Genomic DNA, 21419 nt, shown 5'->3' on the forward strand with positions numbered 1-21419 from the left:
CAGGCCGGTGCGCCGGCCCGCGCGAATCAGGTGGCGGGGCGGGTCAGGTCGCCGGGCGCAGCAGCGCCTTGGTGATCCGTTCGCAGGCGTCCATGCCGTACTCCCAGCCGCCCTCGACGCCGAACGGGCTGCGGACCATCACGCCCATCGTCCACGTGTCGCCGATGGCGAGGCAGTTGACGTGGTACTCCTCTTCCTTGTCCCGGTCGATCCACCCGTTCTTGATGGCGATCTTCTTCTGCTGGGCGGCCGGGAACGCCTTGCGGATGCCGAAGTCACCGGGAGCGCGTACCTGGCGCATCTCGCTGAGCAGCCACTTGGTCCACTTCAGCCCGGCCGCGCGGCCGTCGTCGATACAGAGCCCGAGCCGGGCGGTGTCCCGAGGGGACAGCTCGGTGCGGCTCCAGCCGCCGTCGGAGGCGACCGCGCTGTCGGTGAGCTTGCAGATCGAGATCAGCCGCTCGATCGAGTCGGAACCGCCCACGCTCTCGTAGAACTCCTGGGCGCGGGTGTTGTCACTGTCGCGAATGATCTTCGTGGCGTCGGCCAGCTTCGCCTCGCTCGGCGTCTTGCCGTCCTCGGCGCGCAGGCGCAGGTAGTCGGCCACCACCCAGGACTTGATCAGCGAAGCGGTCGTGCTGGTCTCGTCCATGTTCGCCGAGCCGATGATCTTTCCGGTCCGCTTGTCCAGCACGGACCAGCCGTACCAGCCCTTGATCTTCAGGCTGTCCAGGTTCTTCTCCTGAAACGGCAGCGGGGTGAGCGTCGGTGAGGGGGCGACGCGCGGCGCGTTGCGGTCGACCGGTTGCTTGGCGGACCGCTCGGCCGTCGGCTCGGGGTGCGAGTTCGCGGTGGCCTCCAGCGGCGAGCCGGGGATCACCCGCAGGGAGAGGCCGAGCAGTCCGACGAGGACGACTGCCAGCGCGCTGAACGCCAGTGGGCGGCGATGGCTGCCGGGCCGACGCCGGACGCCGGCCATCAGAGCTTCCCGGCTGGCTGTTGCGGCACCTTGAGCGCGGCGCCGGGCTGCGGCGTCACGAGCTGGGTGGCGACGCTGGCGCACATCTCCGCGCCGTACGACAGGCTGGCCCTGCTCGGGTAGCGCATCATGACCGAGAGACTCCACTTGTCGGTGAACGCCAGGCAGCTGACGTGCCAGTTGCCGTCGTATGCGAGCCGCGTCCAGCCGTTCTTCATGTGCACCGGGCCCTGCGCCTTGATCGTCGCGGGCAGGCCGTCGATGATGCCCCATCGGCCACCGCCGGAGCGCTCCCTCTGCTGCTTGACGCTGCCGGCCACCTTGGTCATTTCGCTGAGCAGCCACTTCGTCCACTTGGGCCCGGCGGCGCGGCCGTCGGCGATGCAGTCGCCGAGGCGGACCGCGTCCCGGGGGGACATCTCGGTGAAGCTCCACCAGCCCTTGTATTCGGGCACGTCACCGGGCCGGGTGTCGGTCAGGCCGCAGATGCGGATCGCGCGCGCGATGACCGGGTCCGGCTTGCCGCCCGGCTGCGGCCGGTAGGAGCCGCCGGCCGCCCGGTAGACCCTGTTGGCGCCGTCGTCGTCGCTGTTGCGGATCGCCAGGATCGCCGCCTTCTTCAGTTCGTCGCTCGGCTCCTTCTCGCCGAGCTGGCGCAGGTAGTCCGCGACGATCCAGGCCTTGAGCATCGACTCGGTGGAGCTGGTCTGGCTCATGTTCTTCGCGCCGGTGACGGTGCCCGTCTCGCGGTCCATCAGTGCCCAGGAGAAAAACTCGCCCTCGAACTTCACCGAGACCGGCGCGTCGGCGAGCGTCGGCGGTGCGGGCGCGGTCGGGCTCGGCGCCGGGACCTGCCCACCGCCGATGCCGCCCTCGCCGCTGCCGCCGGCGAACTTGGCGTACGCGGCGGGCACCAGCATGACGCCACCGACGAGGACCGCCACGATGGCGAGCACCATGGTCACGCGAGGTCGCATGAGTGGTGAACTCCAGATGTATGGCCGGGGGGACCGGCGCTTCCGCAGGTTTCGCTCCGGTCGCCACACGGCCGGGGGAATTGGCCTGAACGGTGACGATCTTGGAGCCGAACGGCTTGCCGGGGGAAGTCTACTTCCGGACTGTCGATATGCCAGGTCTCGACACCCGCCGACTTGGCCGGAAGGGCGGGTTATTGACATGCTTTGCCAGCCTTGGGGGGTTTCATCTTCACGGAGTAATCGACATCACACCAACTCTCCGATGGCCACCGACCACGGCAGGCGCTTGTCCGATCACGGAAGGTGGCTCGCGAAAGCTGTTACACCCTCTAGTGTCAATCGTTCCGAGCTGTAACACTGGCTCCATGTATGGCAATGACTTCGCCCCGCCGGAGGACGCTCCGGGCGGCGGCCTGCTCGGCGAGGTGGAGGCGGCGGAGGCGGCGCTGCGCGAAGCGGCGGCGCGGGCCCGGCGCGGCGGCGCGGCGCCGGACGAGGACGTCGAGGCGTACTTCGCCGACGTCATCAACGCCGACCAGAAGATCGAACCCCGCGACTGGATGCCCGAGGCGTACCGCAGGACGCTGATCCGGCAGATCGCCCAGCACGCGCACTCCGAGATCATCGGCATGCAGCCGGAGGGCAACTGGATCAGCCGGGCACCGTCACTCAAGCGCAAGGCCATCCTGCTGGCGAAGGTGCAGGACGAGGCCGGCCACGGCCTCTACCTGTACGCGGCGGCCGAGACGCTCGGGATCAGCCGCGACGAGCTGGTGGAGCTGCTGCTCGACGGGCGGCAGAAGTACAGCTCGATCTTCAACTACCCGACGCTGACCTGGGCCGACGTGGGCGCCATCGGCTGGCTGGTGGACGGCGCGGCGATCGTCAACCAGGTGCCGCTGTGCCGCTGCTCCTACGGGCCGTACGCCCGGGCGATGATCCGGGTCTGCAAGGAGGAGTCGTTCCACCAGCGGCAGGGCTACGAGATCCTGCACACGCTGGCGCACGGCACCGAGGCGCAGAAGGCGATGGCCCAGGACGCGGTGGACCGCTGGTGGTACCCGTCACTTGCCATGTTCGGCCCGCCCGACGGCGACTCGACGCACAGCGCGCAGTCCATGGCCTGGAAGATCAAGCGCTTCTCCAACGACGAGCTGCGCCAGCGCTTCGTCGACATGTGCGTCGGCCAGGCGGAGGTGCTCGGCCTCACCCTGCCCGACCCGGACCTGCGCTGGAACGACGAGCGCCAGGCGTACGACTACACCCAGCCCGACTACGCCGAGCTGATGCGTGTCATCAAGGGCGACGGGCCGTGCAACAGGGAGCGCATGGCGCACCGGCGCAAGGCGCACGCCGACGGCGCGTGGGTACGGGAGGCCGCCGCGGCGTACGCCGCGAAGCGGGCGGAACGAAAGGCGGTAGCGGCATGAGCGAACGCACCGAGCGAAGCGAGGGCCGTGAGGGCATGCCCGGCCAGCCCGGCGTGAGCGGCGCGTCCTCTCCCCTCTGGGAGGTCTTCGTGCGGGCCCGCCGTGGCCTGTCGCACACCCACGTCGGCAGCCTGCACGCCCCCGACGCCGAGCTGGCCCTGCGCAACGCCCGCGACCTCTACACCCGCCGGCAGGAGGGCGTCTCGATCTGGGTGGTGCCGGCGAGCGCGATCACCGCGTCCAGCCCGGACGAGAAGGACGCTTTCTTCGACCCGGCCGCCGACAAGGTCTACCGGCACCCGACGTTCTACGAGGTCCCCGAAGGGGCGGCGCACCTATGAGCCGGTTCGACTTCACGCTCGCCATCGGCGACGACGCGCTCATCGCGGCGCAGCGCCTCGGCGAGTGGACCTCCCGCGCGCCGGAGATGGAAGAGGACATCGCGCTCGCCAACATCGCCCTCGACCAGCTCGGCGCGGCCCGGCTGCTGCTCACGTACGCGGGCGAGCTGGAGGGCGCCGGCCGGGACGAGGACGACCTGGCCTTCCTGCGCGACGACCGCGAGTTCCGCAACTGCCTGCTGGTCGAGCTGCCCAACGGCGACTTCGGCGTGACCATGGCGAAGCTGTTCTTCCTGGCCGCGTACCAGGTGCCGCTGTACACGGCGCTGGCCAGCTGCGCGGACGAGCGGCTGGCAGCGGTCGGCGCGAAGGCGCGCAAGGAGTCGGCGTACCACCTGGACCACGCCGCGCTGTGGGTGAAGCGGCTCGGCGACGGCACCGAGGAGTCGCACCGGCGCATGCAGGACGCGGTCGACCACGTGTGGCCGTACGTCCACGAGCTGTTCGACCCCGATCCGGCGGCGCCGGTCGACCCGGCCACCCTTCGGGCCGACTTCGACGCCACTGTGGCCGCCGTGCTGGACGAGGCGACGCTCACCCGCCCGGAGACGGGCTGGACGCCCGGCGGCGGCCGGGACGGCCTGCACACCGAACACCTCTCCTACCTGCTCGCCGAGATGCAGGTGCTGCACCGCGCCCACCCCGGAGCAAGCTGGTGACAAGCGCGAGGGACGCCGCGGCGGCGGTGGTGGACCCGGAGATCCGGGTCATCACCATCGACGAGCTGGGCATCCTGCGCGCGGTCGACGAGGAGCCCGGCACCGGCCGGGTCGTCGTCACCATCACACCCACCTACACCGGCTGCCCGGCCATGGACGTGATCCGGGAGGACATCCGCCGGGCGCTGGCCACCGCCGGGCATCCGGACGCCGAGGTACGCACCGTCTACCACCCGGCGTGGAGCACGGACTGGATCTCCGACGCGGGCCGGGCCAAGCTCGCCGCCGCCGGCATCGCCCCGCCCGCCTCGCGCGGCGACGACACAGTGGTGCCGCTGACCCTGGCCGTACGCTGCCCGCGCTGCGGCTCGCCGGAGACCACGCAGATCAGCCGCTTCGGCTCGACCGCGTGCAAGGCGCTGTGGCGCTGCCGCTCCTGTTCCGAACCCTTCGACCACCTGAAGGCGCTGTGACTGTCACCATCACGCGGCCGGTTCGCCGCCGGCCGGTCTTCCACCCGCTGCCCGTGGCCGCCGTGGACCGGCTCACCGACGACTCGGTGTCGATCACGTTCGCGGTGCCGGAGGAGCTGCGCGAGACGTTCGCGTTCTCCGCCGGGCAGCACCTCACCGTCCGCCGCCCGGCCGACGCCGACGGCGGGGAGGTGCGGCGGTCGTACTCGATCTGCTCCACCCCCGACGAGCTGGCCCGGCACGGCCGGTTGCGGATCGGGGTGCGTGAGGTGCCGGGCGGGGCGTTCTCCGCGTACGCCTGCGGCGCGCTGCGTGGCGGCGACACCGTCGAGGTGCTGCCGCCGCTGGGCCACTTCACCTCCGCGTTCGCCCCGGACCGGGCCCGCCGGTACGGCGCGGTGGTCGCCGGTTCCGGCATCACCCCGGTGCTCGGGCTGGCCGCGACCGCGCTGGCGGTCGAGCCGCGCAGCACGTTCACGCTGGTGTACGGCAACCGCACGGCGAACTCGGTGATGTTCGCCGAGGAGCTGGCCGACCTGAAGGACCGCTACCCGACCCGGCTGCACCTGGTGCACGTGCTGTCCCGGGAGATGGGCGAGTCGGCGCTGCTGTCCGGTCGGATCGACGCCGACCGGCTGACCCGGCTGCTCGACACCGTCGTACCGGGGGACGAGATCGATGAGTGGTTCCTCTGCGGCCCGTACGGGATGGTGGTGGACGCCAAGGCGGTGCTGGCGGGTCGCGGCGTGCCGGACGCGGCGGTGCACACCGAGCTGTTCCACGTCGACGCCCCGCCGGAGCCGGTGCGCCGCGAGGTCGAGCGGTCCGGCGCCGGCGCCGAGGTGACGATCGTGCTGGACGGGCGCTCGTCGAGTTTCACGATGGGCCGGGACGAGCGGGTGCTGGACGCGGCCCTGCGGGTGCGCGGCGAGCTGCCGTACGCGTGCAAGGGCGGGGTGTGCTCGACCTGCCGGGCCCGGGTGGTCTCGGGCGAGGTGACGATGGCGCGCAACTACGCGCTGGAGCCCGACGAGGTGGCCGCTGGTTACGTGCTGACCTGCCAGTCGAGCCCGGTCACCGACGAGCTGACAGTCGACTACGACGCGTGAGCTGACCGGCGGGCCGGCGCCCGCCGGTCAGATCGACAGCGGCGCCATGGCCTGACGGCCCCGGGCCCGCCGGACGTGGCCACGCCATCCGGCGAGGAGCGCGAACAGCGTCCAGCCGACCGCGCCGAGCACGAGCATGCTCCGCTTGCCGCCGACGTCGACCTTCTCGGCGTCGGCCAGTTCCACCTGCCCCTGCGGGTCGGTGAGCACCGTGAGTTGCTGGCCGACCCGGTAGCCGGGAGCGCTGCCCCGGTATACGAGCGGCTCGTCGAGCGGACCGGAGTCGCCGCGGAGCGCGAACTCGTGCCGCTTGCCGGACGTCTGCACGTCGGTGATGGTGACCTGCTGGGCGACGCCCCGCTGCTGCAGCACCGCCTCGGGGGCGAGCTGCACGCTGCCCACCAGCACGAAGAGGGCCGGCACCACCGACAGGACGGCCAGCCACCAGGCCCGGTGCAGCAGGCGCAGGGCGACGGCGACGGTGAAGCAGCCGGCCAGGCCGAGGCAGATCGGCACGGCCTGCGACAGGCCGACGGTCAGGTACCCGACGAGCGTGTTCACCACGATCACGGCGAGGCCGAGGCCGGCCACCACGGCTGTCATGGCGAGGGACCAGAGGGCAGGGCGGGCGCCCGCCACGACTACCGGGGTGTGCGGATGTGATGCGACGGACACGCCGCGAGCCTAGGCGACGGACGCAAGACCGCCGACGCGCCCGTCGCCCGGACGCGGCTCAGCTCGGCGCTTTGACCTCGCCGTCGAAGGCGATGCTGCGCCAGAGGTCGAACTGGCGGTCGTTGCCGATCAGCGGGTTGCCGACGAGCGCGACGGCGGCGTAGACCTCCTCGTTGTTGCGAAGCAGGCGGAAGTAACCGGGGCCGACCAGGGCGATGCCCCGGTTGGTGGACTGGATGAGCTTCATGTCGTCCTTCCAGAGTTCGAGGGGTGGGTTTCCGGTGAGCTGCCGGGCGACGTCGGCGCGCATGCTGTCGAGGTCGATGAAGGAGGGGTCGATCTTGCCGGTGGTGCTGGTCTCCCGGTGCCCGCGCGCGTAGGAGGCGTCGCGGCCGAGCCGCCTCAGCACGGCGGCGGTGGCGAGCACGGAGGCGGAGTACTGGGCGGGGGTCATCCGCTGGTCGACGCCGTTGTAGTCGATCTCCCAGCCGACCAGGAGCGTGTTGCCGTCACCGGCCGGGATCGGCCCGCTGCCGCGGCTGGACCCGGCGTGGTTGGCCCGCCCGCCGGAGATGACGTGGAAGACGCCGTTGTAGTCGACGAGCGCGTGGCAGAGCGGCCCGGGCAGGTCGGAGCGGCCGTTGATGCAGATGCCCAGGGCGGGGTGCGGGTTGGTGGCGCTGGAGGCGGCGGCGGTGTGGTGCCAGAGCACGCCGATCGGGTTGAACGAGCTGCCGGCCACGCGGCCGAGCCAGTTGCCCTCCTCCACCACCGTGACGCCGGCCGAGCGCAGCACGTCGGCGAGCCACGGAATGGTGGCCATCAGCGCTCCAGCAGGTCGGCGAGGCACTCCGGCGCGGTGGTGGCCGCCGCGGCGGGGCGAGGGCCGGCGGCGAGGGCCAGGCCGCCGGCCGCGAGTGGCGCGAGGACGAGCAAGGCGCGCCGGCGGAACGCGCGCCTCGTGCGGGGTACGGGTGCGTCAGTCATCGATGAATCGTAGGTTATCGATGGAATTCCCGGGGGCGTGGCGCTCGTCACCGTGTTTTCCGCGCCGGATCCCCAGGGTGGGCCGGTCGGGGCCGGGGGCGGTCGGCGTACGCTCGGGAGTGTGACGGCGAACCGGGAGATCGACGACATCCTGCAACGCGGCGCGGACGGCGGGCGCATCACGCCCGAGGAGGCGCTGCTGCTCTACATCGACGCGCCCTTCCACGCGCTGGGCGAGGCGGCCGACGCGGTACGGCGGCGCCGCTACCCGGACAACATCGTCACGTACCTGATCGACCGCAACATCAACTACACGAACGTCTGCGTGACGGCGTGCAAGTTCTGCGCGTTCTACCGGGCCCCCAAGCACAAGGAGGGCTGGACCCACCCGACCGAGGAGATCCTGCGCCGCTGCGGCGAGGCGGTCGAGCTGGGCGCCACCCAGGTCATGCTTCAGGGCGGGCACCACCCGGACTACGGCGTGGAGTACTACGAGGAGTTGTTCTCCTCGGTCAAGAAGGCGTACCCGCAGCTCGCGATCCACTCGATCGGCCCGAGCGAGATCCTGCACATGGCGAAGGTCTCCGGTGTGAGCCTGGACGAGGCCATCGCCCGGATCAAGGCCGCCGGCCTGGACTCGATCGCCGGCGCCGGCGCCGAGATGCTGCCGGACCGGCCGCGCAAGGCGATCGCGCCGCTGAAGGAGTCCGGCGCCCGCTGGCTGGAGGTCATGGAGCTGGCGCACCGGCAGGGCCTGGAGTCGACGGCCACCATGATGATGGGCACCGGCGAGACCAACGCCGAGCGGATCGAGCACCTGCGGATGATCCGCGACGTGCAGGACCGCACCGGCGGCTTCCGGGCCTTCATCCCGTGGACGTACCAGCCGGAGAACAACCACCTGAAGGGCCGCACCCAGGCGACCACGCTGGAGTACCTGCGGCTGGTCGCGGTGGCCCGGCTGTTCTTCGAGACGGTGCCGCACCTGCAGGCGTCCTGGCTGACCACCGGCAAGGACGTCGGGCAGCTCGCGCTGCACATGGGCGTGGACGACCTCGGCTCGATCATGCTGGAGGAGAACGTCATCTCCTCCGCCGGCGCCCGGCACCGGTCCAACCTGCACGAGCTGATCGGCATGATCCGGTCGGCCGACCGGATCCCCGCGCAGCGGGACACGCTCTACAACCGGCTCGCGGTGCACCACACGCCCGCCGACGACCCGAGCGACGACCGCGTGGTCTCGCACTTCTCGTCGATCGCGCTGCCCGGCGGTGGGGCCGGGAAGTCGCTGCCGCTGGTCGAGGTCAACTGACCTCGTTCCCCCGTTCGGCCGGTCGGCTCCCGTCGTGCGGCCGGAGCTCCGCCCGTTTCCGGTGAAGCTTCCGCCAGGGGTCTTCACCTGCGTGATCACCGGCGGCTAGCCTGCCCGCGCGACACCACCGATCCGGCCCGCGAGCAGGCAGGTAACAGGTCGGCGGCGACCCGGGTGAGCACGGCCCGGCACGTCGGCGACGCCATTACGCTGGCGGCGTCCGTCGGGGACGGTCGTCCTCCATCGGCCCATGAGGGCCGTTCACATAACGCACCGCGGCAAGGGCGGGATGGGTGACCATCCCGCCCTTGCCGTCTGTCGAATCGATGGGAATTCCCACCGTGGGACGCTGGCGCGACGCTGCGTCGCTCCGGTACCGTCCCTTCGTTCGTGCGTTGATCGGCGCGTCCCTACCCCCCGGGGGAACAATGACCTTCCGCTACCGGTCCACGCTGGCGCGCGCCGGCGTCGTGGCCCTGCTCTCCACCGCCGGTCTCGGCGCGCTCGCCGGCCCGGCGCAGGCGGCCGGCAAGGCAGACCTCCAGCTCATCCCGCTCAGCTACCAGCTCGCCAACGGCGTCACCGAGGCGAAGGCCAAGCCGTTCAAGTTCCAGGTGAACAACACCGCCGGGACCGTCGACGCGAAGGGCGTCCGGGTCACGGTCGAGACGAAGAACCTCAAGACCGGCAAGGTGGGCGTGCTGGTGCCGAAGGGCTGCGACATCCGCGGCACCACGTTCTCCTGCCTGCTCGGCGATCTGCCCGCGGGCACCACTGAGGACTTCGGACTCCCGCTGTTCTCCACCGGCGGCACGGGCGCGGCCGGCACCCTGACGGTGTCGATCAGCGCGGCCAACGGCGACGGGGTGCTCGACTCCGTCGACCACGACATCACCGTCACCGACCCCGGCTACGACCTCACCACATGGGTCCAGGACGTGTACGTCGACGTGGCGGTCGACGGCGACGACGCCGGTGAGGCGGGCCTGCGCCCGGTCCGGCCGGGCCAGACCGCGCCGCTGGACTGGGCCGTGTTCAACGGTGGCAGCGAGAACGCCACCGGCATCAGCTACGGGATCACACTGCCGGTCGGTGTCACCTTCGCCGAGCTGCCCGAGGGCTGCGTCGAGCAGGACCTGGGCGGGTTCGCCAACGCGTACTGCGAGGACCTGGGCGTGGTGCTCAAGCCCGGCCAGTACTACACCGCCGACGTGCGGGTGAAGGTCGGCGCGGACGTGGCCGAGAAGGTGCTCCGGCCGGGCTTCGTCTGGGCCGCCGGGCTGGAGGCGGCCTCCGGCACGCCGGAGGAGCAGCCGAAGGTCGCCAACTCGGCGCAGCGCCGCGCGTTCTCCGAGGCCGACGACGGCGACAACACCGCCCAGTTCGACGTCTTCGTCGACCAGAGCCCGCAGTCGACCCCGAGCCCGACGCCGACGGTCCAGCCGACCTCGACGCCGACCGCCGAGCCGACTCCGACCGGCAGCGTGACGGCGGTGCCGACCCCGACCGCCGATGGTGGCGCGGGTGGCGGCACCGGCGGCGGTGGCCTGCCGGTGACCGGTATGCAGGTCGGCCTGATCGGCGGGATCGGCGCGGCGGTGGTCGCCGCCGGCGTGGCGCTGATGATGCTGTCCCGGCGCCGCAAGGTGGTGCTCGTCACGCCGGGCGAGGAGCGCACCGAGGACTGACCGGTACGCAGGACGCGGCGAGGGCGGGGTGGGCGACCACCCCGCCCTCTCGCGTACCCGGGGCGGGGCGGGGGCCGCGCGGCTGGCAGAGTGGAGGGGTGAGCCGTACCCCGCAGGGCCAGCGCGCCAGCCTGGACAAGCAGCCGCACGAGGTAGCCGCGATGTTCGACGGTGTCGCGGCCCGCTACGACCTGACCAACACCGTGCTCTCCTTCGGGCAGGACCGGTCCTGGCGGCGTGCCACCCGGGCGGCGCTCGGGTTGCGCCCGGGCGAGCGGGTGCTCGACGTGGGCGCCGGCACCGGCGTCTCGACCGAGGAGCTGGCCCATTCCGGGGCGTACGCGGTGGGCGCCGACCTGTCGCTGGGCATGCTGTACGCGGGCAAGCGCACCCGCCCGTCGGTGCCGCTGCTGGCCGGGGACGCGCTGCGATTGCCGTTCGCCGACGCCAGCTTCGACGCGGTGACCATCTCCTTCGCGTTGCGCAACGTCAACGACACCGACGCGGCGCTGCGCGAACTGGCCCGGGTGACCCGGCCGGGCGGGCGGCTTGTGGTCTGCGAGTTCAGCACCCCGGTCAACCCGGCGTTCCGCACCGTCTACCTGTCGTACCTGATGCGGTCGTTGCCGGCCGTGGCGCGCGCGGTGTCCAGCAACCCCGACGCCTACGTCTACCTGGCGGAGTCGATCCGGGCCTGGCCGGACCAGCCGGCGCTGGCCGCGCGGATCGGCGCGGCCGGCTGGGGCCGGGTGGCGTGGCGCAACCTGACCGGGGGCGTGGTGGCCCTGCACCGGGCCGTCCGAAACTGACCGGACGACCAGGCGCGAGCCGGTCATTTCGTGAATATCCGGTTCTGGTCTACTTTGTCCCGTAGGCTCGCCCCCATGACGGGACCAGACCAGGCCGCCACCGACGACGACGCCGCCGAGCTGATCGCCCAGCTCCGCGAGTTGGCCGGCGCGGATCCCGCTGATGTCCGGCAGGTCGTCGCCGAGGTGCTGGCGGCGCTCGACCGCGCGGCGGGCGGCGCGTTGCGCGACCACCTGCCCGAGGCGATCCGGCTCGACGCCGGGCTCGGACCGGCCGCGCCGGCCCGCCCCTGACCGGTTTCGGCACTCCTACCGGCCCGTTTCCACGAAGTTAGGCCCCCCTCAGCGCGGCCTGGTGTAACGGCGGTCATAGACTCCAACCGGATGGGCTTGTGAAGCATTTCACGAGCATGCGGGAGGAGGCGCGGATGACCGCGGTGGAGAACGACGCCGACGTCATCGTCGTGGGCGCCGGTCCCGGAGGATCGGCCACGGCGTACCACCTGGCGCGGCACGGCGTACGCGTGCTGCTGCTGGAGAAGACGGAGTTTCCCCGGGAGAAGGTCTGCGGCGACGGGCTCACGCCCCGCGCCGTGCGGCAGCTCATCCGGATGGGCGTGGACACCTCGCCCGAGGCCGGCTGGCTGCACAACAAGGGCCTGCGGGTGATCGGCGGCGGGGTGCGCCTGGAGCTGGACTGGCCCGACCTGGCCAGCTTCCCCAACTACGGCCTGGTGCGGACCCGGCTCGACTTCGACGACCTGCTCGCGCAGCGGGCCGTCGCCGCCGGGGCGAAGCTGCGCACCAGCGTCAACGTCCTCGGCCCGGTGCTCGGCGCCGACGACCGGGTGATCGGCGTGCAGGCCGAGGTCGGCCCGGACAACGAGCCCGCCACCTTCCACGCGCCGCTCGTGGTCGCCGCCGACGGCGTCTCCGGCCGCTTCCCGCTCGCCCTCGGGCTGACCAAGCGGGAGGACCGCCCGATCGGCGTGGCGGTCCGCCGCTACTACCGCTCAGCCGCCAAGCACGACGACGACTACCTGGAGTCGTGGCTGGAGCTGCGGGCCAAGGGCAGCGACGCGCTGCTGCCCGGCTACGGCTGGATCTTCGGCCTCGGCGACGGCCGGGTGAACGTCGGCCTCGGCGTGCTGAACTCGTCCTCCGCGTTCGGCAAGACGAACTACCGCAAGCTGCTCACCGACTGGCTCGCGAACACCCCCGAGGAGTGGGGGATGACCGACGAGTCCAATGCGGAGGGTCCGACCCTCGGGGCCGCGCTGCCGATGGGCTTCAACCGGGTCCCGCACTACACCCGTGGCGTCCTGCTCGTCGGCGACTCCGGCGGCATGGTCAACCCGTTCAACGGCGAGGGCATCGCGTACGCGATGGAGTCCGGCGAGATGGCCGCGGAGGTCGTGGTGCAGGCGCTGGCCCGCCCGGCCGGCGCGGAGCGGGAGCGGGCGTTGCTGGCGTACCCGCAGGAGCTGAAGGCCCGCTTCGGCGGCTACTACCGGCTCGGCGGCGTGTTCGTGAAGCTCATCGGCCGCCCCGAGGTGATGCGGCTGGCCACCCGGCACGGCATGCCGCACCCGATGCTCATGCGCTTCGTGCTCAAGCTGCTGGCGAACCTGACCGACCCGCGCGGCGGGGACGCGATGGACCGGGTCATCAACGCGATGACGAAGGTGGCCCCGGCCGTGTAGGAGACGACCGGCCGCGGCCGACCGACCACGAGCCGGACAGAGATCGACCCCCCGACGACCGAGGTCCCAGGGACGTGAATAGTGTGATTTTGGCCAACCACCGAGGTCAGGGAAGGACGAGCAGGGGACAACGATGACGCTCTCTCCTTACGCACCCATCATCGGGCTGTTCGCCCTCGCTGCGGCGTTCGCGCTGTTCTCCGTGGCCGCCGCCCGACTCGCCGGCCCGCGGCGTCTCAACAAGGCCAAGCTCGAGGCGTACGAGTGTGGCATCGAACCGAGCCCGCAGCCGGTCGGCGGCGGCCGGTTCCCGATCAAGTTCTACCTGACGGCGATGCTCTTCATCGTCTTCGACATCGAGATCATCTTCCTCTACCCCTGGGCGGTCTCCTTCGACGCCCTGCCGATCTTCGGCTTCGTGGAGATGGTCCTGTTCATCGTCGCGGTCTTCGTCGCATACGCCTATGTCTGGCGGCGCGGCGGCCTGGACTGGGACTGAGGAGGTAGCAGATGGGCATCGAGGAGAAGCTCCCCTCCGGCGTCCTGCTCACCAGCGTCGAGAAGCTGGTCAACTGGACGCGGAAGACCTCGGTCTGGGGCGCCACGTTCGGTCTGGCCTGCTGCGCCATCGAGATGATGGCAGCGGGCGGCCCGCACTACGACATGGGCCGCTGGGGCATGGAGGTCTTCCGCGCCTCGCCCCGGCAGGCGGACCTGATGATCGTGGCCGGCCGGGTGAGCCAGAAGATGGCCCCGGTGCTGCGCCAGATCTACGACCAGATGGCCGAGCCCCGCTGGGTCATCTCGATGGGCGTCTGCGCCAGCAGCGGCGGCATGTTCAACAACTACGCCATCGTGCAGGGCGTCGACCACGTCGTACCGGTCGACATGTACCTTCCCGGCTGCCCGCCCCGGCCGGAGATGCTCATCGACGCCGTGCTCAAGCTGCGCGAGAAGATCATGCACGAGCCGCTGGGCCCGAACGGCCGCAAGATGCTGGAGGCCCGCAAGGCGCGCGGTGACGTGCCGGTCGTGCCGTACGGCTCGATGCCCTCGTCGTACCGCAGCGACAAGGCCCGGCGTGCCGAGTGGACGAAGGCCGTCCGCGAGGGGCGCGAGGAGCAGCTGCGGATCGAGAACTGGATGAAGGCGCAGAACCACCTTCAGGCGTCGCATAGGGGCCCGAAATGACCGCACCGAACGACAAGAACAACGACGGCGGGGTGCCGGTGCCGACCACCCCGACCGGCGCCAGCTCCACCGCTCCGGCCGAGTACCCGCCGGCCAGCCCGGCCGGCCGGGGGATGTTCGGCAACCAGGGCACCGGTGACGTCTCCGGCTACGGCGGGCTGGTCCGCCCGCGCAAGCCGATCGAGGAGGCGACCCGCCCGTACGGCAGCTACTTCGACGAGGTGCGGGACGCGCTGGAGGAGGCGTACCCGGACTTCGGCGACGCGATCGAGAAGGTCGTGGTCGACCGGGGTGAGCTGACGCTGCACGTGCGCCCGGAGCGCATCGCCGAGGTCTGCCAGGTGATGCGCGACGACCTGTCGCTGCGCTTCGAGCTGTGCTCCTCGGTGTCCGGCGTGGACTACCTGGGCGCGGAACGGCGCCTGCACGTGGTCTACCAGCTGACCTCGATGACCTACCGCCGCATCGTCCGGCTGGAGGTGGCGGTCTCCGCCGAGCAGCCGCACGTGCCGAGCGTCACCGCCGTCTACCCGACCGCCGACTGGCAGGAGCGGGAGGCGTACGACATGTTCGGCGTCGTCTTCGACGGCCACCCCGCCCTGACCCGGATCCTCATGCCGGACGACTGGGAGGGTCACCCGCAGCGCAAGGACTACCCGCTCGGCGGCGTACCGGTCGAGTACAAGGGTGCGGAGATCCCGCCGCCGGACCGGAGGAGGTCGTACCAGTGACCACGTCGAACTACGCGACCGAGCGCGAGACCACCGAGGGCAAGGTCTTCACCGTCACCGGTGGGGACTGGGACGAGGTCGTCTCCGGCGCGGACCCGATCAACGACGAGCGGATCATCGTCAACATGGGTCCGCAGCACCCGTCCACCCACGGCGTGCTCCGGCTGGTCCTGGAGCTGGAGGGCGAGACGGTCCGCGAGGCCCGCTCGGTCGTCGGCTACCTGCACACCGGCATCGAGAAGAACCTGGAGTACCGCAACTGGGTCCAGGGCTCGACGTTCGTGACCCGGATGGACTACCTCTCCCCGCTGTTCAACGAGACGGCGTACGCGCTCGCGGTGGAGAAGCTGCTCGGGATCACCGACGACATCACCGAGCGGGCCAACACCATCCGCGTGCTGATGATGGAGCTCAACCGGATCTCGTCGCACCTGGTCTGGCTGGCGACCACCGCCATGGAGCTGGGCGCGATCAACATGATGTTGTACGGCTTCCGCGAGCGGGAGTACGTCCTCGACATCTTCGAGACCATCACCGGCCTGCGGATGAACCACGCGTACGTGCGGCCGGGCGGTGTGGCGCAGGACGTGCCGGACGACGCGATCCGCAAGATCCGCGACTTCCTCACGCTGATGCCGAAGCGGCTCAAGGAGTACGAGGACCTGCTCTCCGGCCAGCCGATCTGGCTGGAGCGCACGCAGAACGTCGCGGTGCTCGACGTGACCGGCTGCATGGCGCTCGGCGTCACCGGCCCGGTGCTGCGCTCCGCCGGCCTCGCCTGGGACCTGCGCAAGACCATGCCGTACTGCGGCTACGAGACGTACGAGTTCGACGTGCCGACCCACACCGACGGTGACGTGTGGGGCCGCTACCTGGTCCGGGTCGCGGAGATCCGGGAGTCGCTGAAGCTCGTCGAGCAGGCGCTGGACCGCCTGAAGCCGGGCCCGGTGATGGTCTCCGACAAGAAGATCGCCTGGCCGGCGCAGCTCGCCATCGGTGTCGACGGCATGGGCAACTCCCTGGAGCACGTCGCGAAGATCATGGGTCAGTCGATGGAGTCGCTGATCCACCACTTCAAGCTCGTGACCGAGGGCTTCCGGGTCCCGCCGGGCCAGGTGTACGTCGCCATCGAGTCGCCCCGCGGCGAGCTGGGCGTGCACGCGGTGTCCGACGGCGGCACCCGGCCCTACCGGGTGCACTACCGGGAGCCGAGCTTCGTCAACCTCCAGGCCCTCCCGGCGATGGCCGAGGGCGGCCTGATCGCCGACGTGATCGCCGGCGGCGCCTCGCTGGACCCCGTGATGGGTGGTTGTGACCGATGAGCACGTTCACTGAAGAGACCCGGCTCCGGGCGCGGGAGATCATCGCCCGGTACCCGGCCGACCGGTCGCGTTCGGCGCTGCTGCCGCTGCTGCACCTGGTCCAGTCCGAGGAGGGGTACGTCTCCCCGGCCGGTGTCGAGTTCTGCGCCGAGGTGCTCGGGCTGAACAAGGCCCAGGTCGGCGCCGTCGCCACCTTCTACACCATGTACAAGCGCAAGCCCACCGGTGACTACCTGGTCAGCGTCTGCACCAACACGATGTGCGACGTGCTCGGCGGGCAGAAGGTCTACGACGCCCTGGCCGAGCACCTCGGCGTCGGGCACGAGGAGACCACCGCCGACGGGAAGATCACGCTGGAGCACGCCGAGTGCCTCGCGGCGTGTGACTACGGCCCGGTCATGACCGTCAACTACGACTTCTTCGACAACGTGGAGCCGCAGGGCGCGCTCGACGTGGTCGAGGAGCTGCGGGCCGGCGGCCGGCCGATGCCCACCCGGGGCGCGCGTCTGTGCACGCTCAAGGAGATGGCGGTCCAGCTCGCCGGTTTCGCCGACGAGCGGGACGGCGCGGTGGCCGACGGCGGGCCGGGCGTGCCGAGCCTGCGCGGCCTGCGCCTGGCCGAGCAGCACGGCGTATCGGTGCCGGGCTTCGACCCGAAGACCCCGATCCGCAGCAAGGCCGACGCCGACCGGGCCGCCGCCGAGGCGAAGGCGAAGGCCGAGGCCGCGAAGCCGGCGCCGGCCGCCGAGCCGGCCAAGCCGGAGGCGGCCACCGGCAGCACCGCGCCGGACGTGAAGGCGCCGGACGCCAAGTCGCCGCAGGTGCGTACCGCCGAGACCCGGCAGCCGGACGCGGCCACCGCCGTACCGGACGCGCCGGGCACCAAGGTCCCGGTGGACGGCCCGGCGCCGGTGCCCCGCGACGCGCAGGCGGCGCAGGCGGCCGGCACGGCGGCGAACCCGCCGGCCGGTGACGGCAAGCCCGCCGGCGACGCGGTCGGCGCGCAGGAGCGCAACCTCAAGGAAGCTGAGGCCGGTACGGGCGCGGACGGCGCCGACCCGGCGGACGCGAACGGATCGGGGGTCCGGAAGTGACCACTCCTCGGCCGGAGACGCTGGCCAAGCTCACGCCGGTGCTCACCAAGCGCTGGCTGTCGCCGGACGCCTGGCGGCTCGGCACCTACGAGAAGCTGGACGGCTACGCCGCCCTGCGCAAGGCGCTCAAGGCGCACCCGGACGACCTGATCCAGCTGGTCAAGGACTCCGGACTGCGCGGCCGTGGCGGCGCGGGCTTCCCGACCGGCCTGAAGTGGGGCTTCATCCCGCAGGGCGACGGCAAGCCGCACTACCTGGTGGTGAACGCCGACGAGGGCGAGCCGGGCACCTGCAAGGACCTGCCGTTGATGACCTACGACCCGCACTCGCTGGTCGAGGGCGTCATCATCGCCTCGTACGCGATCCGGGCCAACCGCGCGTACATCTACATCCGGGGCGAGGCCGTGCACGCCGCCCGGCGGCTGCGCAACGCGGTCGCCGAGGCGTACGCCAAGGGTTACCTCGGCCGGAACATCCTCGGCTCCGGGTTCGACCTGGACCTGGTGGTGCACTCCGGCGCCGGGGCGTACATCTGCGGCGAGGAGACCGCGCTGCTGGACTCGCTGGAGGGCTTCCGCGGCCAGCCCCGGCTGCGCCCGCCGTTCCCGGCGACCCACGGCCTGTACGCCAGCCCGACTGTGGTCAACAACGTCGGCACCATCGCCAGCGTGCCGTACATCGTGCTCGGTGGCGCGGACTGGTGGAAGACGATGGGCACGGAGAAGTCGTCCGGCCCGATGATCTACTCGCTGTCCGGCCGGATCGCGAACCCCGGCCAGTACGAGTGCTCGATGGGCATCACGCTGCGCGAGCTGATCGAGCTGGCCGGCGGGATGCAGCCCGGGCACAACCTGAAGTTCTGGACCCCGGGTGGCTCGTCGACGCCGCTGCTGACCGCCGAGCACCTGGACGTGCCGCTGGACTTCGAGGGGGTGGCGGGGGCCGGCTCGATCCTGGGCACCACCGCCACGCAGATCTTCTCCGACCAGGACTGCCCGGTGTACGCGACCTACCGGTGGCTGGAGTTCTACCACCACGAGTCGTGCGGCAAGTGCACCCCGTGCCGGGAGGGCAACTACTGGATGGTCCGGGTCTACCGGCGCATCCTGGCCGGCCAGGGCACCCACGAGGACCTGGACACCCTGCTCGACACCTGCGACAACATCCTCGGCCGCTCGTTCTGCGGTCTGGGTGACGGCGCGACCAGCTCGGTCACCTCGTCGCTGAAGTACTTCAAGCAGGACTACCTCGACTACATCGAGGGACGTACCGCTCCGAAGCTGTCGGAGAAGACCCTGGTAGGGGCGCACTGATGACCGACGTAGCCAAGCAGACCGAGACCGTCACGCTGACCATCGACGGTGTCGAGGTCACCGCCCCCAAGGGGGCGCTGCTGATCCGGGTCGCCGAGCAGCTGGGCACCGAGATCCCCCGCTTCTGCGACCACCCGCTGCTGGCCCCGGCCGGCGCCTGCCGGCAGTGCCTGGTGGAGGTGGAGGGCCAGCGCAAGCCGGTCGCCTCCTGCACCCAGACCGTCGCCGACGGCATGGTGGTGCGGACCCAGCTCACCTCCCCGGTCGCCAAGAAGGCCCAGGAGGGGGTGATGGAGCTGCTGCTCCTCAACCACCCCCTGGACTGCCCGATGTGCGACAAGGGCGGCGAGTGCCCGCTGCAGAACCAGGCGATGTCCACCGGCCGGACGGACTCGCGGTTCCACGAGCACAAGCGGGAGTACCCGAAGCCGCTGCCGATCAGCACCCAGGTGCTGCTCGACCGCGAGCGCTGCGTGCTCTGCCAGCGCTGCACCCGGTTCTCCGAGGAGATCGCCGGGGACAAGTTCATCGACCTGATGGGACGCTCCTCGCACGAGGAGATCAACATCTACCGGGACGAGGAGTACGGCGAGGACGGCGACGCCGGTGACGTCCCGTTCAACTCCTACTTCTCCGGCAACACCGTGCAGATCTGCCCGGTGGGCGCGCTGACCGGCGCGCAGTACCGGTTCCGGGCCCGCCCGTTCGACCTGGTCTCCACGCCCAGTGTCTGCGAGCACTGCTCGGCCGGTTGCGCCCAGCGCACCGACTGGCGGCGCGGCAAGGTGCTGCGCCGGCTGGCCGGCGACGACCCGGCGGTGAACGAGGAGTGGAACTGCGACAAGGGCCGCTGGGGCTTCCAGTACGCCCGCGCGTTCGACCGGATCAGCACCCCGCTGGTGCGCGACGAGAAGACCGGTGAGCTGCGCGAGGCGTCCTGGAGCGAGGCGCTGACCCGGGCCGCCGAGGGGCTGCGCGCGGCCCGTGACGGCGCGACCGGCACGGCGGTGCTGACCGGCGGCCGGCTCACCGTCGAGGACGCCTACGCGTACGCGAAGTTCGCCCGTATCGCGCTGAACACCAACGACATCGACTTCCGGGCCCGCCCGGTCTCCCGCGAGGAGGCCGACTTCCTGGCCAGCAGCGTCGCCGGGGTCACCGACGTGACCTACACCGACGTGGAGAACGCGCCCGCGGTGGTGCTCGTCGGCCTGGAGCCGGAGGAGGAGTGCCCGATCCTCTTCCTGCGGCTGCGCAAGGCGTACCTGAAGAAGAAGCTCACTGTGTACGCGATCGCGCCGTTCGCGACGCGCGGCCTGGAGAAGCTCGGGGCGAAGCTGGCCCGCGTGGTGCCGGGCGAGGAGGCCGGCGTGCTGGCCGAGCACGCCACGGTGGCCGAGGCGCTGGGGCAGCCCGGCGCGATCCTGATCGTCGGCGAGCGGCTGGCCGAGGTTCCGGGCGGGCTGTCGGCGGCGGCGGACGTCGCCCGGCGTACCGGCGCCCGGCTGGTCTGGGTGCCGCGGCGCGCGGGTGACCGCGGCGCTGTCGACGCGGGCTGCCTGCCCAACCTGCTCCCCGGCGGCCGTGTGGTCACCGAGCCCGCCGCCCGCGCGGAGCTGGGCGAGGCGTGGGACATCCCGGCCGGGGTGATCCCGAGCCAGGCCGGCCGCGACACCGACGGCATCCTCACCGCCGCCGCGAACGGTCAGCTCGGCGCCCTGGTGGTGGCCGGTGTGGACCCGGCCGATCTGGCCGACCCGCGCCTGGCCGAGACGGCCCTGGACGCGGTGCCGTTCCTGGTCAGCCTGGAACTGCGGATGAGCGCGGTGTCGCGCCGGGCCGACGTGGTCCTGCCGGTCGCGCCGGTGGTCGAGAAGGCCGGCAGCTTCCTGGACTGGGAGGGCCGGCTGCGCACGTTCGACAAGGTGCTGGACACCGGTGCGATGACCGACGCCCGGATCCTCGACGCGATCGCCGCGCAGCTCGACGTGCGGCTGGGCACCGGTGACGTGCCGAGCATCCGCCGCGAGCTGGGCGGGCTGCCGCGTACCCGGGTCGAGCGGCCGTCGGCGCCCTCGGCCGAGCCGGCCGCCGTCCGGCAGCCCGGCGCGGGCGAGGCCGTGCTGTCCACCTGGCACCAGCTCATCGACCTGGGCAGCCTCACCGACGGCGACGAGCACCTCGCCGGCACCGCCCGCCCGCCGGTGGTCCGGCTGGGCAAGGGCACCGCCGAGTCCCTCGGCGTGGCCGACGGCGACGCGGTCACCGTCGGCACCGACCGGGGCGCGGTCACGCTGCCGGCGGCGATCACCGAGATGCCGGACGGCGTCGTCTGGCTGCCGACCAACTCGCCCGGCTCCACCGTGCGGCGCAGCCTCGGCGCGACGTCCGGTTCGCTGGTGAAGGTCTCCGTCGGCGCCGCCGGCGGTCCGGCCGTCCCGGCCGGACGGGTCGCGGCGGACGCCGCGGACCGGCCGGACCCGCTGCTGAACACCGGGAGTGCACAGTGAGCGCGCGCAGGCAACGAGCGGAGCGAGTACGCCTCGCGGTCGCGAACGAAAGGTCG

General features: G+C 71.6%; 22 protein-coding genes. 17 read left to right on the forward strand and 5 right to left on the reverse strand.

Translation table 11 applies throughout. From position 1 onward, the window contains the following. Nucleotides 1–43 precede the first annotated feature (43 nt). Together FHU28_RS04675 and FHU28_RS04680 are read right to left on the reverse strand one after the other, a co-directional pair. Entirely contained in the window at nucleotides 44–979 is a 936-nt protein-coding gene (locus tag FHU28_RS04675; protein WP_184681240.1) for a hypothetical protein, read from the reverse strand. Further along, entirely contained in the window at nucleotides 979–1956 is a 978-nt protein-coding gene (locus FHU28_RS04680) for a hypothetical protein (protein ID WP_184681242.1), read from the reverse strand. The genes FHU28_RS04675 and FHU28_RS04680 overlap by 1 nt, the downstream gene beginning before the upstream one ends. A gap of 365 nt (nucleotides 1957–2321) precedes the next feature. Here FHU28_RS04680 and paaA point away from each other — a divergent pair, with 365 nt between their 5' ends. The 5 genes from paaA to paaE are packed head-to-tail and all read left to right on the forward strand — an operon-like array spanning nucleotide 2322 to nucleotide 6028. Next, nucleotides 2322–3386 (forward strand): 1,2-phenylacetyl-CoA epoxidase subunit PaaA, encoded by a 1065-nt coding sequence (gene paaA, locus FHU28_RS04685; protein ID WP_128137401.1) that lies wholly within the window; start codon nucleotides 2322–2324, stop codon nucleotides 3384–3386. Continuing rightward, the gene (gene paaB / locus FHU28_RS04690) at nucleotides 3383–3727 is read left to right on the forward strand and encodes a 1,2-phenylacetyl-CoA epoxidase subunit PaaB (RefSeq protein WP_376700628.1); all 345 of its coding nucleotides are present in this window, start codon (nucleotides 3383–3385) and stop codon (nucleotides 3725–3727) included. Before paaA ends, paaB begins: the two co-directional genes overlap by 4 nt. Further along, entirely contained in the window at nucleotides 3724–4446 is a 723-nt protein-coding gene (gene paaC / locus FHU28_RS04695; protein WP_184681244.1) for a 1,2-phenylacetyl-CoA epoxidase subunit PaaC, read from the forward strand. Before paaB ends, paaC begins: the two co-directional genes overlap by 4 nt. Then, complete coding sequence (gene paaD, locus FHU28_RS04700) at nucleotides 4443–4919, forward strand: 1,2-phenylacetyl-CoA epoxidase subunit PaaD (RefSeq protein ID WP_184681246.1); 477 nt, start codon at nucleotides 4443–4445, stop codon at nucleotides 4917–4919. The genes paaC and paaD overlap by 4 nt, the downstream gene beginning before the upstream one ends. After that, nucleotides 4916–6028 (forward strand): 1,2-phenylacetyl-CoA epoxidase subunit PaaE, encoded by a 1113-nt coding sequence (gene paaE / locus FHU28_RS04705; protein WP_184681248.1) that lies wholly within the window; start codon nucleotides 4916–4918, stop codon nucleotides 6026–6028. Before paaD ends, paaE begins: the two co-directional genes overlap by 4 nt. Nucleotides 6029–6055: 27 nt before the next feature. Here the strand turns inward: paaE and FHU28_RS04710 are convergent, their stop codons facing one another. Genes FHU28_RS04710 through FHU28_RS04720 form a run of 3 tightly spaced genes read right to left on the reverse strand, consistent with a single transcriptional unit; the run spans nucleotide 6056 to nucleotide 7690 of the window. Next, a complete protein-coding gene (locus FHU28_RS04710) occupies nucleotides 6056–6703 on the reverse strand; it encodes a hypothetical protein (RefSeq protein WP_311773513.1) in 648 nt (215 codons plus the stop codon). 58 nt (nucleotides 6704–6761) lie between these two features. After that, nucleotides 6762–7526: a peptidoglycan recognition protein family protein gene (locus FHU28_RS04715; protein WP_260412843.1), complete on the reverse strand. Its 765-nt coding sequence runs from the start codon at nucleotides 7524–7526 to the stop codon at nucleotides 6762–6764. Beyond that, a complete protein-coding gene (locus FHU28_RS04720; protein WP_184681250.1) occupies nucleotides 7526–7690 on the reverse strand; it encodes a hypothetical protein in 165 nt (54 codons plus the stop codon). The genes FHU28_RS04715 and FHU28_RS04720 overlap by 1 nt, the downstream gene beginning before the upstream one ends. A 121-nt stretch (nucleotides 7691–7811) precedes the next feature. Between FHU28_RS04720 and mqnC the strand changes: the two genes are divergently transcribed. The 12 genes from mqnC to FHU28_RS04780 all read left to right on the forward strand — a co-directional run bounded on the left by mqnC (nucleotide 7812) and on the right by FHU28_RS04780 (nucleotide 21363). Further along, nucleotides 7812–9002: a cyclic dehypoxanthinyl futalosine synthase gene (gene mqnC / locus FHU28_RS04725; protein WP_073826356.1), complete on the forward strand. Its 1191-nt coding sequence runs from the start codon at nucleotides 7812–7814 to the stop codon at nucleotides 9000–9002. A gap of 428 nt (nucleotides 9003–9430) precedes the next feature. Further along, nucleotides 9431–10690, forward strand: a complete 1260-nt coding sequence (locus tag FHU28_RS04730; protein ID WP_184681252.1) for a cell wall anchor protein — start codon at nucleotides 9431–9433, stop codon at nucleotides 10688–10690. Nucleotides 10691–10788: 98 nt separating this feature from the next. Continuing rightward, nucleotides 10789–11499, forward strand: a complete 711-nt coding sequence (locus FHU28_RS04735) for a demethylmenaquinone methyltransferase (protein ID WP_073826353.1) — start codon at nucleotides 10789–10791, stop codon at nucleotides 11497–11499. A 75-nt stretch (nucleotides 11500–11574) separates the two neighbouring features. Continuing rightward, on the forward strand, nucleotides 11575–11793 hold the full coding sequence (locus FHU28_RS04740; RefSeq protein ID WP_030500769.1) for a hypothetical protein: 219 nt from the start codon (nucleotides 11575–11577) through the stop codon (nucleotides 11791–11793). Between the two features lie 134 nt (nucleotides 11794–11927). Continuing rightward, the gene (locus tag FHU28_RS04745) at nucleotides 11928–13202 is read left to right on the forward strand and encodes a geranylgeranyl reductase family protein (protein ID WP_184681254.1); all 1275 of its coding nucleotides are present in this window, start codon (nucleotides 11928–11930) and stop codon (nucleotides 13200–13202) included. Between the two features lie 133 nt (nucleotides 13203–13335). After that, a complete protein-coding gene (locus tag FHU28_RS04750; RefSeq protein ID WP_013283601.1) occupies nucleotides 13336–13701 on the forward strand; it encodes an NADH-quinone oxidoreductase subunit A in 366 nt (121 codons plus the stop codon). A gap of 11 nt (nucleotides 13702–13712) precedes the next feature. Then, nucleotides 13713–14393: a NuoB/complex I 20 kDa subunit family protein gene (locus FHU28_RS04755; protein ID WP_030500771.1), complete on the forward strand. Its 681-nt coding sequence runs from the start codon at nucleotides 13713–13715 to the stop codon at nucleotides 14391–14393. Further along, the gene (locus tag FHU28_RS04760; RefSeq protein WP_184681256.1) at nucleotides 14390–15124 is read left to right on the forward strand and encodes an NADH-quinone oxidoreductase subunit C; all 735 of its coding nucleotides are present in this window, start codon (nucleotides 14390–14392) and stop codon (nucleotides 15122–15124) included. The genes FHU28_RS04755 and FHU28_RS04760 overlap by 4 nt, the downstream gene beginning before the upstream one ends. Then, nucleotides 15121–16446 (forward strand): NADH-quinone oxidoreductase subunit D, encoded by a 1326-nt coding sequence (locus tag FHU28_RS04765; protein WP_073826339.1) that lies wholly within the window; start codon nucleotides 15121–15123, stop codon nucleotides 16444–16446. Before FHU28_RS04760 ends, FHU28_RS04765 begins: the two co-directional genes overlap by 4 nt. After that, nucleotides 16443–17540, forward strand: a complete 1098-nt coding sequence (nuoE, locus tag FHU28_RS04770; RefSeq protein ID WP_184681258.1) for an NADH-quinone oxidoreductase subunit NuoE — start codon at nucleotides 16443–16445, stop codon at nucleotides 17538–17540. The genes FHU28_RS04765 and nuoE overlap by 4 nt, the downstream gene beginning before the upstream one ends. Next, entirely contained in the window at nucleotides 17537–18853 is a 1317-nt protein-coding gene (gene nuoF, locus FHU28_RS04775; protein WP_184681260.1) for an NADH-quinone oxidoreductase subunit NuoF, read from the forward strand. The genes nuoE and nuoF overlap by 4 nt, the downstream gene beginning before the upstream one ends. After that, nucleotides 18853–21363, forward strand: a complete 2511-nt coding sequence (locus tag FHU28_RS04780) for an NADH-quinone oxidoreductase subunit G (RefSeq protein WP_184681262.1) — start codon at nucleotides 18853–18855, stop codon at nucleotides 21361–21363. The genes nuoF and FHU28_RS04780 overlap by 1 nt, the downstream gene beginning before the upstream one ends. Nucleotides 21364–21419: the final 56 nt, after the last annotated feature.

This window comes from Micromonospora echinospora, from assembly GCF_014203425.1.
GTDB classification, from domain to species: domain Bacteria; phylum Actinomycetota; class Actinomycetes; order Mycobacteriales; family Micromonosporaceae; genus Micromonospora; species Micromonospora echinospora_A.

What these genes read in the sequence shown, in the direction of transcription:
- FHU28_RS04755 (WP_030500771.1), top strand. Translation starts at nt 13,713, where the DNA reads ATGGGCATCGAGGAGAAGCTCCCCTCCGGCGTCCTGCTCACCAGCGTC.
- FHU28_RS04780 (WP_184681262.1), top strand. Translation starts at nt 18,853, where the DNA reads ATGACCGACGTAGCCAAGCAGACCGAGACCGTCACGCTGACCATCGAC.
- FHU28_RS04730 (WP_184681252.1), top strand. Translation starts at nt 9,431, where the DNA reads ATGACCTTCCGCTACCGGTCCACGCTGGCGCGCGCCGGCGTCGTGGCC.
- nuoE (WP_184681258.1), top strand. Translation starts at nt 16,443, where the DNA reads ATGAGCACGTTCACTGAAGAGACCCGGCTCCGGGCGCGGGAGATCATC.
- FHU28_RS04715 (WP_260412843.1), bottom strand. Translation starts at nt 7,526, where the DNA reads ATGGCCACCATTCCGTGGCTCGCCGACGTGCTGCGCTCGGCCGGCGTC.
- FHU28_RS04750 (WP_013283601.1), top strand. Translation starts at nt 13,336, where the DNA reads ATGACGCTCTCTCCTTACGCACCCATCATCGGGCTGTTCGCCCTCGCT.
- paaC (WP_184681244.1), top strand. Translation starts at nt 3,724, where the DNA reads ATGAGCCGGTTCGACTTCACGCTCGCCATCGGCGACGACGCGCTCATC.
- FHU28_RS04745 (WP_184681254.1), top strand. Translation starts at nt 11,928, where the DNA reads ATGACCGCGGTGGAGAACGACGCCGACGTCATCGTCGTGGGCGCCGGT.
- FHU28_RS04680 (WP_184681242.1), bottom strand. Translation starts at nt 1,956, where the DNA reads ATGCGACCTCGCGTGACCATGGTGCTCGCCATCGTGGCGGTCCTCGTC.
- FHU28_RS04720 (WP_184681250.1), bottom strand. Translation starts at nt 7,690, where the DNA reads ATGACTGACGCACCCGTACCCCGCACGAGGCGCGCGTTCCGCCGGCGC.
- FHU28_RS04675 (WP_184681240.1), bottom strand. Translation starts at nt 979, where the DNA reads ATGGCCGGCGTCCGGCGTCGGCCCGGCAGCCATCGCCGCCCACTGGCG.
- paaA (WP_128137401.1), top strand. Translation starts at nt 2,322, where the DNA reads ATGTATGGCAATGACTTCGCCCCGCCGGAGGACGCTCCGGGCGGCGGC.
- FHU28_RS04740 (WP_030500769.1), top strand. Translation starts at nt 11,575, where the DNA reads ATGACGGGACCAGACCAGGCCGCCACCGACGACGACGCCGCCGAGCTG.
- paaB (WP_376700628.1), top strand. Translation starts at nt 3,383, where the DNA reads ATGAGCGAACGCACCGAGCGAAGCGAGGGCCGTGAGGGCATGCCCGGC.
- FHU28_RS04760 (WP_184681256.1), top strand. Translation starts at nt 14,390, where the DNA reads ATGACCGCACCGAACGACAAGAACAACGACGGCGGGGTGCCGGTGCCG.